The following is an 11,843-nucleotide window of genomic DNA, read 5'->3' on the forward strand; positions in this document are numbered from 1 at the left end:
GTCCCTCAGTATATCCCGATCATGGCGAAAATCACCCGCAAGCCGGTCCCGCGCAAAGCCGCCGTGCCGCAGAAAAAGGCAAAGGCGGCCATCGCCAAGCCCGCTAGGAAACCGGCCCCGGCAAAGAAATCGCTCAAAGCGACAAAGCCCTGGACGCCGGCGGAGATTCATGAGGTCTTCAGCCGCTTCCGCAAGGCCAATCCGGAGCCGAAGGGCGAGCTCGAGCACGTCAACCCGTTCACGCTCTTGGTCGCCGTGGTGCTGTCGGCCCAGGCCACCGATGCCGGCGTCAACAAGGCGACGCGGGCCTTGTTCGAAATCGCCGACACGCCGCAGAAGATGCTCGACCTCGGCGAGGAGCGTCTTCGCGAGTACATCAAGACCATCGGCCTCTATCGCACCAAGGCGAAGAACGTCATCGCGCTGTCGGCCAAGGTGCTCAGCGATTTCGGCGGCGAGGTGCCGCGCACGCGCGCGGAGATCGAGTCATTGCCGGGGGCGGGACGCAAGACCGCCAACGTCGTGCTCAACATGGCCTTCGGCGAACATACGATGGCGGTGGACACGCATGTGTTCCGCGTCGGCAACCGCACGGGGCTTGCGCCCGGCAAGACGCCGCTGGAGGTCGAGCTCGGTCTCGAAAAGGTGATCCCGGCCGAGTTCATGCTGCATGCCCATCATTGGCTGATCCTGCACGGCCGCTATACTTGCCTCGCGCGCAAGCCGCGCTGCGAGGTGTGCCTGATCAACGATCTCTGCCGGTGGCCGGAGAAGACGGTCTAGGACAAAACGGTTTGGGGTCATCCGTGAGTCAGCAGGAACAAATTTCGCCGCCACCGCCTGCCGCGCCGCCGCCAAAGCCCGCCCAGCCGCCAGCGACCTCGCTGTGGAGCCGGCTCGCGATCCCGTTGTTTGCCGTGATCGTCGCGCTCGGCTTCGTCGCGCTGGCGACGCTGCGTTTCGATGAATGGGTCGGCAATGAAGTGGTCCAGACCACCAATGACGCCTATGTGCGCGCCGAACTGACGCGGCTGGCAAGCCGCGTCTCCGGCGAGGTGCTGACCGTGGCAGTGACCGACTTCCAGCGCGTCAAGGCCGGCGATCTCCTGATCCAGATCGATCCCGCCGACTATCAGGCCCAGGTCGCGCAATCCGAGGCCGCGGTTGCCGCCGCGCAAGCCGTGCTCGACAATCTCTCCAAGCAGATCGAGCTGCAATATGCGACCATCGCGCAGGCCCAGGCCGCGCGGCTCTCGGCCGAAGCGCTCGAGATCGAGGCCCAGCAGGAGCAGGATCGACAGAAATCGCTGTCGCAGACCGAATCCGGCACGCGCCAGCGGTTCGAGCAGGCGGTTGCCGGCTACGCCAAGGCGCAGGCCGACGTGCGCGCCAGCCGCGCCGTGATCGCCGCCCAGCAGCACCAGCTCGAGGTCCTGCAGGGCACCAGGAAGCAGCGTGCCGCCGATGTCGAGGCGGCCAAGGCGACGCTCGCAAGCGTGAAGCTCAAGCTTGGTTATACGGCAATCACCGCGCCGTTCGACGGCGTCGTCGGCGAGCGCCAGGTGCAGCCCGGCGATTACGTCAATATCGGCACCAACCTCATCAACGTGGTGCCGCTGCCGAAAGTGTACGTGATCGCGAACTACAAGGAGACCCAGCTGACGCATGTGGCGCCGGGCCAGCCGGTCGAAATCACCGTCGACAGTTTCCCGCGCGAGAAGCTGCACGGCAAGGTCGAGCGCATCGCACCGGCGACCGGCGCGCAGGTCGCGCTGCTGCCGCCCGACAATGCGACCGGCAATTTCACCAAGGTCGTGCAGCGCATTCCCGTGCGCATCCAGCTCGACGCCAACCAGCCGCTGCTGGCGCGGCTGGTGCCGGGCATGTCGGTGGTGACCAGCATCAATACTGCGGGCGGCGATGGCGGAAAATGACGATGACCGCCGCGGACCGGTCTCGCGCGGCGGCATCGCACCCCAGCCGTTGTTCGCGGTGGCGGCGGTGCTGCTGGGCTCGTTTCTCACCAATGTCGACAGCCGCCTGACCACAGTCGGCTTGCCGGATCTGCGCGGCGCGTTCTCGCTCTCATTCGACGAGGGCGCGTGGCTGTCCACCGCCGGCATCGGATCGCAGATCTTGATCGCACCCGCGGTGCCGTGGCTCGCAACCGTGTTCGGTCTTCGCCGCGTGCTCGGCATCCCGAGTTTGATCTATGCCGTGATCTCGCTGATCGTCCCCCTCGTGCACGACTATACGACACTGATCGCGCTCAGCGTCGTGCACGGCCTCCTGCTTGGCACCTTCGTGCCGGCGACGCTGATGATCATCTTTCGCAATTTGCCGATGCGCTGGTGGTTGCCGGCGATCGCGCTCTATTCGATCCGCGTCGGTTTTGCGTTCGATACGTCGAGCTCGCTGGTCGGCTTCTATGTCGATCATCTCGGCTGGCAATGGGTCTATTGGCAGAGCGTGGTGATCGCGCCGCTGATGGGCCTGATGGTCTATCTGGGCACGCCGAGCGAGGCCGTGAACCGCGCATTGCTGCGCGAGGCCGATTGGGGCGGCATGCTGCTGCTCGGTACGTCGGTTTCGATGATCTACGCAGGCCTCGATCAGGGCAATCGCCTCGACTGGCTCGGCAACGGGACGGTGATGGCACTGCTCGTTGGCGGAGCCGTGTTGTTTGCCGGCTTCCTGATCAACGAATCTTTGGTGCGCCAACCCTGGGCCCATGTGGATGTGCTGTTCTCGCGCAACATCGGATTGGGCCTGGTCTTGATCCTGCTCTACACGCTGACCAGCCTCTCCAACTCGTCGCTGGTGCCGAACTTTCTCGGCACTGTCGGTCTGCTCAGGCCAGAGCAGAGCGGCCTCTTGTTGCTGACCTGGGGCGCGCTGCCGATGTTCGTGCTGGTGCCACTCTCGATCTGGCTGCTTCGCCATTTTGACACCCGTACCGTGACTGTGCTCGGCTTTGCCTGCTTCGCTGCCGCCAATCTCTGGGGCACCCAGCTCACGCATGTCTGGGCGCGCGAGGATTTCATCGGCATGTGGTGCTCCAGGCGATCGGGCAGTCGCTGACCCTGCTGCCGCTGATCATCACGCTGCTGTCGAACTCCGATCCGAGCCGCGCGACCTCCTTCGCCGCCTATATCCAGATCATGCGTCTCGGCGGCGCCGAGATCGGCGTGGCGCTGATGGGAACCTGGCTGCGTGTCCGCGAGCAGGTGCATTCCTTCTACATCGGCCAGAACCTCGCCGTCGGCGATATCGACGTGGTACGGATGCTGAAGCAGCTTGCCGATCATTTTGTCCCTCACGGGGCCGGATCGGCGCAGGCGCGCGCGGTCGGCACGCTCGCGGGACTGGTGCAGCGCGAGGCCAACGTGCTCGCCTATATCGACGGCTTCTGGCTGTGCTTCTGGCTCGCGATATCGGCGCTCGGCTTCATCGCGCTGATCACCCGCGCGCCGCCGGGCCCGTTCACACCGGCCCCGTTCGGCTTTGCCAAGATGCTGCTGCGGAAATGCGGCGTACGGGTCGCGTAGCGCCGGTTACCTCTCCCGCAAGCGGGAGAGGGAGCGCACTGTCACCGCATCTGCCGGGCCGGTTCGATCAGCTCGGGGCGCGGGCCCGACAGGCGCTTGTGCATGTGGACCATGAAGGCCATGCCGAAGATCGGCGTCGCCAGATTGACGATCGGGATCGAGACGAAGGCGGCGATGAAGAGGCCGGCGGTGAAGATGGTCGCGGCATTGTCGCGACGCATCGCCTTGGCGTCCTCCGGCGAGCGGAAGCGCATCGCGGCGAGCTCGAAATATTCGCGGCCCAATAGCCAGGCGGCGGCAACGAAGAAGATCAGGAAGCCGGCGCCGGCAAACAGCACCAGCGGCAGCGCGGCGAGATAGACCAAGATCGTCAGCAGCGCCGTCTTGACGCCTTCGAGGATCGCCTGGCTGAACGGCAGCGCCGTGCCCGGACGCTCGGCGGGATAATGCTCGCGCTCGACGATGTCGGCGACGTCGTCGACAAACAGGCTCGCCACCAGCGAGGTGATCGCGGGCATCAGGAAGATACCGCCGAACACGACGCCGAGCCCCGCCGCGATCGAGACGATCCAGGACAGGACCTCGAGCGAGGAATGCCAGCCCGGCCCGAGCAGGCCCTCCAGCCAGACCTCGCCGGAGGTCGCAAACCAGCTCAGCAGCCGCTGCAGGCCGATCGCCAGCACGGTGATCAGCACGAGCGCAAGCCCGATCGATCGCCACAGGATCGTGCGCATCGGCGGCGAGATCATTTGCGACAGCGCCTTCACGGCGGCATCCAGCATGGGGGACCCTCTGAGCTAAACTCTGCGCGAGAAGTAGAGATGCAATGTGGCTTCGGCAAGGGCGTGGGGTCGTTTCCCTTCTCCCCTTGCGGGAGAAGGTGGCGCGAAGCGCCGGATGAGGGGTTGTCTCCGCAAATTCTAGTGCAAGAGGTGCGCGCGGAGAGAGACCCCTCACCGTCTCGCCGCTGCGCGGCGAGCCACCCTCTCCCGCAAGGGGAGAAGGAAACGCACCGTCTGCGCGGCTAGTCTACTCGTGCCGGTGCCCGTGCTTCCTCGCCTTCGCATGCCTGCCCTCGCCGGTCGGGATCATCACCACGCGGCCGTAGCGCACGCCGCGTTCGGCGATGATGTGGTCGGCGAAATGCTTGACCTCGTCGGCGGAGCCGCGCAGCGCCGTCATCTCCATGCAATTGTCGTGGTCGAGATGGACGTGCAGGGTCGCCAGCGCGAGGTCATGGTGGCCGTGGAATTCCTGCACCAGCCGCTTTGAGAGATCGCGCGCGGCGTGGTCGTAGACATAGATGAGGCCGGCCACGCATTGGCCGGTCTGCGCGGTGTCCTCGGTGGATTGCTGCAGCCCGGCGCGCGCGAGATCGCGGATGATCTCGGAGCGGTTCTGGTATCCGCGCGCCTCGGCCGCGGCGTCGATCTCCGCCAGGAGATCGTCCTCGATCGTGATCGTTATCCGCTGCATCAGGTCCTCTCCGCGGGCACTGCCTAGTGCGTGATCCGTAGCCCGGATGGAGCGAAGCGTAATCCGGGACAGTTTCGAAACGTTGACACAACCCGGATTTCGCTACGCTCCATCCGGGCTACGCACATCTTACCGCGTTCCGCGCGCGTGGCGAGGGCGAGGGAGCAATGGCTTCACTGTCACAGCCGCGTCGCACGCAGCCGCAAGGCATTCCCGACCACGCTCACCGAGGACAGCGCCATCGCCGCCGCCGCGATGATCGGCGACAGCAGCACGCCGAAGGTCGGGTAGAGGATGCCGGCGGCGATCGGGATGCCGGCGGCGTTGTAGATGAAGGCGAAGAACAGGTTCTGGCGGATGTTGCTCATCGTCGCCTGCGACAGTTTTCGCGCGCGGACGATGCCGATGAGGTCGCCCTTGAGCAGGGTGACGCCGGCGCTCTCCATCGCGACGTCCGTGCCGGTGCCCATGGCGATGCCGACTTCGGCGGCGGCCAGCGCCGGGGCGTCGTTGACGCCGTCGCCGGCCATCGCGACGCTGCGGCCGGCCTTCTGCAGTTTTGTGACCACCGCGCTCTTCTGGTCCGGCAGCACCTCGGCCTCGACCTCGGCGATGCCGAGCCGGCGCGCCACGGCCTCCGCCGTCGTGCGGTTGTCGCCGGTCAGCATGATCACCTTGATGCCTTCTTCGGCCAGCGCCTTCAGCGCCTCCGGCGTCGAGGCCTTGACGGGATCGGCGATCGCGAACAGGCCGGCGAGCCGGCCGTCGACAGCCATGTTGATCACGGTGGCGCCGTCGCCGCGCAGCCGTTCCGCTTCGGTGTCGAACGCCCCGGTGTCGATGCCGATCCACGACAGATACCGGGCATTGCCGAGCACGACGGACTTGCCCTCGACCTTGCCGGTCGCGCCCTTGCCGGTCGGCGAGTCGAACTCCTCGACCTGGCCGAGGGTAAGCTGCTTCTCCTTTGCCGCGCGCACGATCGCGTCGGCCAGGGGATGCTCGCTGGCGCGCTCGACGCTGGCCGCGATGCGCAGGATGTCGTCCTCGGCAAAGCCGGCCGCAGGCACGATCGTGACCACCTTGGGCTTGCCCTCGGTCAGCGTGCCGGTCTTGTCCACCACCAGCGTGTCGATCTTCTCCATCCGCTCCAGCGCCTCGGCGTTCTTGATCAGCACGCCGCCTTGCGCGCCGCGGCCGACGCCGACCATGATCGACATCGGGGTCGCCAGGCCCAGCGCGCAGGGGCAGGCGATGATCAGCACGCTGACGGCGGCGACGAGGCCGAAGGCGAGCCGCGGCTCAGGCCCGAACCAGGCCCACGCCGCGAAGGCGGCGAGGGCGACGACGATCACTGTCGGCACGAACCAGCCCGCGACCTGATCGGCCAGCCGCTGGATCGGCGCGCGCGAGCGCTGCGCATCTGCGACCATCTGCACGATCTGCGACAGCAGCGTCTCGCGCCCGACCTTGTCGGCGCGCATGATGAAGCTGCCCGACTGGTTGAGCGTGCCGGCGATCACCTTGGCGCCGGTCTCCTTGGTGACCGGCATGGATTCGCCCGTCACGAGCGACTCGTCGAGCGAGGAACGGCCCTCGAGAATGACACCGTCGACCGGCACTTTCTCGCCGGGCCGAACACGCAAGCGGTCGCCGGCATGGAGCGTGTCGATCTCGACCTCATGCTCGCTGCCATCGGCATCGACGCGGCGCGCGGTCTTCGGCGCGAGCTGCAGCAGCGCCTTGATCGCGCCCGAGGTCGCATCGCGGGCGCGCAGCTCGAGCACCTGGCCGAGCAAAACCAAGACGGTGATGACGGCCGCGGCCTCGAAATAGACGGCGACCGCGCCGCCATGGCCACGGAACGTGTCGGGGAAGATCTGCGGCACGACGGTGCCGAGCACGCTGTAGACGTAGGCGACGCCGGTGCCCATTGCGATCAGCGTGAACATGTTGAGGTTGCGCGTCACGAGCGACTGCCAGCCGCGGACGAAGAACGGCCAGCCGGCCCACAGCACCACGGGCGTTGCGAACGCGAACTGGATCCAGTTCGAAAGCGTCTGATCAATCCAGTTGTGGGGTCCTGCGAGATGGCCGCCCATCTCCAGCACCACCGCCGGCAGCGCCAGCACGCCGCCGATCCAGAACCGCCGCGTCATGTCGGCGAGCTCCGGGTTGGGGCCGCTCTCCAGGCTCGCCACCTCCGGCTCCAGCGCCATGCCGCAGATCGGGCAGCTGCCGGGTCCGACCTGGCGGATCTCGGGATGCATGGGGCAGGTGTAGATCGTGCCTGCGGGCATCTCCGGCTCGGGCGCCTTGTTCTTGGCGAGATATTTTGCGGGATCGGCGGCGAATTTGGTGCGGCAGCCGGCCGAGCAGAAATGGAAGGTCTCGCCGTGATGTGTGAGGTGGTGTTTTGAGGTCGCGGGATCGACCGTCATGCCGCAGACGGGGTCCTTGACCCTGCCCCCGGCGTCGCCGTGGTCATGTCCGTGATGATGGGCATGGCCGGAATGATCGCCGTGGCCGCCGCAGCACGAGGTCGCCGCCGGCTTGGCCGGCTGTTCAGCTTTTGCGGAACAGCCGCATCCGGAATGCGTGTCCGCGTCGTGACGGTGCTCGTGTTCGTTGTTGTTCATTGTCATGCTCCGGCCTTGCCGATCGTCCCGCTGGGTCTTGCAACCAATACCCGGTAGGGGTATATAGAGCGCATGCGCAAGGACATCAAGGCATCTGTCGGAAAACGTCTCGGCCGGATCGAGGGCCAGGTTCGCGGCCTGTCAAAAATGGTCGAGGAAGACCGCTACTGCATCGACATCGTGACGCAGATCTCGGCGGTACGCGCCGCGCTGCGCCGGGTCGAGGAAGAGGTTTTGAAGGACCACGTCGCCCATTGCGTCGAGCACGCGATCTCGAGCGGCGACAAGGCCGACCAGCGCGAGAAGATCGCGGAACTGATGGCGGTGATCGGACGGGCGGAGAGGTAGCTCTTTACGTCATTGCGAGCGCAGCGAAGCGATCCAGACCGTCTCCGCGGAGGGACACTGGCTTGCTTCGCTGCGCTCGTAATGACGGTGGAGGGATGAGATCGGGCTGCCCCCCTGGCGTCGTCCCGGCGAAGGCCGGGACCCATAACCACAGGGAGTGGTTTGACGAAGATTAGAAGTTGATCGTGCGCCGGTACCAAGATCGTGTGCGATGGACAGATCACGCGGTATGGGTCCCGGCCTTCGCCGGGACGACACGTTACCTTAAGCCGCCATCTCCCGCGCCCGCGCGCGATACGTTGCGAGCTCGCTGAGCTGCACGAAATGCTCGCAGAAGGAGGCAGCCATCGCTGCGGGCTGGGCGTTCACTTCCTCAGCCGGAATTTCAACCGGCGTCTCTTCGTCAATCGCTTCAGGAACGAGCGGCGGCGCACGGAGCGTTTCTGGAAACACACTGAAAGTGCCCGCCACCTCCTCGAGCGGCTTTTGCTTGTCGGCCCAATGCAGGGCCGTGTAGTCGAATCCGTTGACGATGGTCGGCTTCACCACCTCGAAATAGGGCGAGATGTCGAAGTCGCGCGGCATGTAGAGCGAGGAATCGCGAATGTGCAGGATCTCGCGCCGTGCGGCGCGGCTGCCGGCCTTGGTGATCTTGGGCAGGATCGGATAGCGCACCGCGTCGAACGCCTGCGCGATCAGCGCCGAGCAGATGATCTTGGTGGGATCGCCCGAACCGAGCGCGATCATGCGGCGCCGCCAGCGCTGCGGTATCGGCAGCGGGAACAGGAAGCGCATCAGATCGAGGATGTTCTTGGTGTCGTAGCCGAAGCCGATGCGGTTGATCGCATAGCGGCACACCGTGGTGCGGTCCTCATAGGACAGCCCGACCGGGCGGCAGACACGGGTGTGATAGGGGAAGTATTTCGACAGCGGCGCCGAGGTGACGCCCTCGCCGATATTGGCCTCGATCAGCACATGCGGCTCGCCGTCGGGCTCTACCGCGCCCTCGATCGGACCGACATAGAGCGCAGCGTGCGACCAGGTCGACTGCGTCAGATATTTGATGATGCCGGAGATGCGGTTGTTGCCCTCGACCAGCAGCACGTCGCCGGGCTCGATGACGCCGCGCAGATGCTCGGGGTCGCTGGGCGTGAACGGCTCATAGCCCGGCACCTCCTTCGAGAGGTACGCGGCAATCACCTTGCCGACTGAATCTAGGACCGTCCCCATGTCGAACTCCCCCACAGCCTTTTCCGGCCGTCTTTTTTCCCTTCTCTATCATGGTCGAAACGTCTTGCAATTCGGTTCATCTCTCTGTGAGGTCAAGCACGATTGATTCACCATGATGGTTGCCGTGCAGCATCAGATGCGGCAAGGTTCGCGGGCTGTTCCCGTTTGCCGCAAGTCCCCGGAAACCATGACATGACAATCACGCGCCGTGGTTTCCTTATCACCTCGGCGGGCCTTGCCGCGCTGCCGGTGCTGCGCGCAAACGCCGCGCCCCTGCCGCGCGAGGCCGACATCGTCGTGATCGGCGCGGGTGCCGCCGGGATCGCTGCGGCGCGGCGCGTCATGGCCGCCAATCGCAAGGTCGTGGTGGTGGAGGCGGCGTCGCAGGTCGGCGGCCGATGCATCACGGATACCACGACCTTCGACGTGCCGTTCGACCGCGGCGCGCGCTGGATGCACAATCCCGAAACCAATCCGATGATCCGCCTGGCGCGCAGCGCCGGGCTCGACGTGGTGCAGGCGCCCTCCGGCCAGAAGATGCGCATCGGCCGCCGCAACGCACGCGCCGGCGAGACCGAGGAATTCCTGGCGGCGCTGGTCCGCGCCAACCGCGCCATCGACGAGGCCGCGCGCGGCAAGCTCGACACCTCCTGCGCCTCCGTGCTGCCGAAGGATCTCGGCGACTGGGCGGGCGCGACCGAGTTCATGCTGGGCGCGAGCTTTGCCGGCAAGGACCTCAAGGAGCTCTCGGCGATCGACAAGTCGCGGGCGCAGGACCGCAATGCCGCGATCGCCTGCCGCCAGGGCCTGGGCACGCTGATCGCCAAGCTCGGCGAGCAGGCGCCAATCGCCCTGTCGACGCCGGCGAGCCGGATCGTCTGGAGCAATCGCGACGTCAGCGTCGAGACGCAAAGCGGCAAGATCGCCGCGCGCGCGGCCATCATCACCGTCTCCATCAACGTGCTGACGTCAGGCGCGATCAAGTTCGCGCCCGACATCCCCAAACGAACGCTGGACGCGGCCTCGAAGCTCACCCTCGGCAGCTACGACCACATCGTGCTGCAGCTCCCGGGCAATCCGCTCGGCCTGTCGCGCGACGACATCCTGATCGAGCAGAGCAACTCGACGCGCACGGCGCTGATGTACGCCAATATCGGCGGATCCTCGCTGTGCGCGATCGACGTCGGCGGCTCGTTCGGCCGCGATCTCTCCGAGCAGGGCGAGAAGGCGATGGTTGCCTTCGCCAGGGAATGGATCACGAAACTGTTCGGCAGCGAAGCCGCCGCCGCCGTGCAGAAGACCAGCGCCACGCGCTGGAACGCCTCGCCTTACGTGATGGGCGCGATGTCGGCGTCCGCGCCCGGCGGCCAACTGTCGCGAAAGATCCTGACCGAGCCGATCGGCAATGTCTTCCTCGCCGGCGAAGCCACCCACGAAACGCTGTGGGGCACCATCGACGGCGCGTGGGAAAGCGGCGAGCGTGCCGCGGATGCCGCGCTGCGCAAGATCGGCGCGATCAGGGACGAGCCGGCCGATGTGCCGACGCAGTCGACGAAGAAGCGGCGGGCGAGGCCGCAATAGGGCGAGGGGCCCGCAACACACTCCGCTGTCGTCCCGGACAAGCGAAGCGCAGATCCGGGACCCATACGCCGCAGCAGTAGTTTGGCGAAGACAGCCAATGACAATCTCGCGCAACAACGACTGCTGCGGCGTATGGGTCCCGGCCCCCGTGCGCAATTGCGCACTAGGCCGGGACGACACTACCGCAACACTCCGTCCAGCGCCGGCAGCCCGAAGACCACCGCCATCGCAATCAGCGCGTAGCAAATCCCGCGAAACACCTGTTCGCTGGCGCGGCCGAACAGGGATGCGCCGAAGGCGACGCCGAGGGCGTAGACCGGGCCGACGATCAGCGACAGCAGCAGCGATTCGCGACTGATCAGGCCCGTGGTCGCGTAGCTGACCATCGAGAAGAAATCCGAGGCGCCGAAGAACAGCACGATGTTGGCGCGCGCAACGATCGGCGCGATGGGACGGCCGAGCCAATAGCCGACGATCGGCGGGCCGCCGGTCTGTGCGAGGCCGCTGCAGAAGCCGGAGAGGCTGCCGATGCCGACCGAGAGCCAGGCGTGGTCCTTGCCGCGATAGCGCCAGCCCGACAGCAGCAGGAGCAGCAGCGCCGCGACGAAGCAGGAGATGATCCAGCGCGTGGTGACGGGGTCGAGCACGCTGAGGAAGTAGGTGCCGACGGGCACGCCGATCAGCGCGCCCAGCACGATCACGGCGGTGGCCTTGCGATCCGCCTTGCGCCACGCGTCGGGCAGCAGCGGCGCGGCCGCAACGAAATCGATCACGAGCAGCAGCGCCGCGACGAGCCTGGGTGCCGCGATGCTGCTCGCCAGCGGCATGAAGATCAGCGCCGAGCCGAAGCCGGAGAAACCGCGCGCGGTGCCGGAAACGAAAGCGACGGCGCAGAGCGCCATCGCAATGGTGAGGCTGACGTCCTTCGGCAGGAAGTCGGCGATACTCATGCCCTGCTATTCCAGAGCATCATGCCCTATGATTCTGGAGCATGATGTTGTCCGAAAACCGCTTCACACTT

9 protein-coding genes and 1 pseudogene are annotated in these 11,843 nt (G+C 66.2%); 5 read left to right on the plus strand and 5 right to left on the minus strand.

Going from position 1 to position 11,843, the window contains the following annotated elements; translation table 11 throughout:
* Window positions 1-21 precede the first annotated feature (21 nt).
* From nth to JQ617_RS22175, 3 genes and pseudogenes are all read left to right on the plus strand, one after another.
* Complete coding sequence (gene nth / locus JQ617_RS22165) at window positions 22-783, plus strand: endonuclease III (RefSeq protein ID WP_212028128.1); 762 nt, start codon at window positions 22-24, stop codon at window positions 781-783.
* A gap of 23 nt (window positions 784-806) precedes the next feature.
* Window positions 807-1,934: an HlyD family secretion protein gene (locus JQ617_RS22170; protein ID WP_212028129.1), complete on the plus strand. Its 1,128-nt coding sequence runs from the start codon at window positions 807-809 to the stop codon at window positions 1,932-1,934.
* A pseudogene (locus JQ617_RS22175) lies at window positions 1,921-3,548 on the plus strand (MFS transporter). Before JQ617_RS22170 ends, JQ617_RS22175 begins: the two are co-directional and overlap by 14 nt.
* A gap of 41 nt (window positions 3,549-3,589) precedes the next feature.
* Here the strand turns inward: JQ617_RS22175 and JQ617_RS22180 are convergent.
* The 3 genes from JQ617_RS22180 to JQ617_RS22190 all read right to left on the minus strand — a co-directional run bounded on the left by JQ617_RS22180 (window position 3,590) and on the right by JQ617_RS22190 (window position 7,663).
* Entirely contained in the window at window positions 3,590-4,330 is a 741-nt protein-coding gene (locus JQ617_RS22180; RefSeq protein WP_212028130.1) for a sulfate transporter family protein, read from the minus strand.
* 247 nt (window positions 4,331-4,577) lie between these two features.
* Window positions 4,578-5,024: a nickel-responsive transcriptional regulator NikR gene (gene nikR, locus JQ617_RS22185; protein WP_212028131.1), complete on the minus strand. Its 447-nt coding sequence runs from the start codon at window positions 5,022-5,024 to the stop codon at window positions 4,578-4,580.
* Window positions 5,025-5,203: 179 nt separating this feature from the next.
* Window positions 5,204-7,663: a heavy metal translocating P-type ATPase gene (locus JQ617_RS22190; RefSeq protein WP_212028132.1), complete on the minus strand. Its 2,460-nt coding sequence runs from the start codon at window positions 7,661-7,663 to the stop codon at window positions 5,204-5,206.
* A 72-nt stretch (window positions 7,664-7,735) separates the two neighbouring features.
* Between JQ617_RS22190 and JQ617_RS22195 the strand changes: the two genes are divergently transcribed.
* Window positions 7,736-8,011, plus strand: a complete 276-nt coding sequence (locus JQ617_RS22195) for a metal-sensitive transcriptional regulator (protein WP_063685637.1) — start codon at window positions 7,736-7,738, stop codon at window positions 8,009-8,011.
* A gap of 264 nt (window positions 8,012-8,275) precedes the next feature.
* Here JQ617_RS22195 and JQ617_RS22200 read toward each other — a convergent pair whose 3' ends face one another.
* On the minus strand, window positions 8,276-9,241 hold the full coding sequence (locus JQ617_RS22200) for a YiiX/YebB-like N1pC/P60 family cysteine hydrolase (RefSeq protein ID WP_212028133.1): 966 nt from the start codon (window positions 9,239-9,241) through the stop codon (window positions 8,276-8,278).
* 192 nt (window positions 9,242-9,433) lie between these two features.
* On the opposite strand from JQ617_RS22200, the gene JQ617_RS22205 reads away from it, so the two are divergent.
* Window positions 9,434-10,822: a flavin monoamine oxidase family protein gene (locus tag JQ617_RS22205; RefSeq protein WP_212028134.1), complete on the plus strand. Its 1,389-nt coding sequence runs from the start codon at window positions 9,434-9,436 to the stop codon at window positions 10,820-10,822.
* Between the two features lie 179 nt (window positions 10,823-11,001).
* Here JQ617_RS22205 and JQ617_RS22210 read toward each other — a convergent pair whose 3' ends face one another.
* Entirely contained in the window at window positions 11,002-11,772 is a 771-nt protein-coding gene (locus JQ617_RS22210; RefSeq protein WP_212028135.1) for a sulfite exporter TauE/SafE family protein, read from the minus strand.
* Window positions 11,773-11,843 lie beyond the last annotated feature (71 nt).

Source organism: Bradyrhizobium sp. KB893862 SZCCT0404, from assembly GCF_018130885.1.
GTDB lineage: Bacteria > Pseudomonadota > Alphaproteobacteria > Rhizobiales > Xanthobacteraceae > Bradyrhizobium > Bradyrhizobium stylosanthis.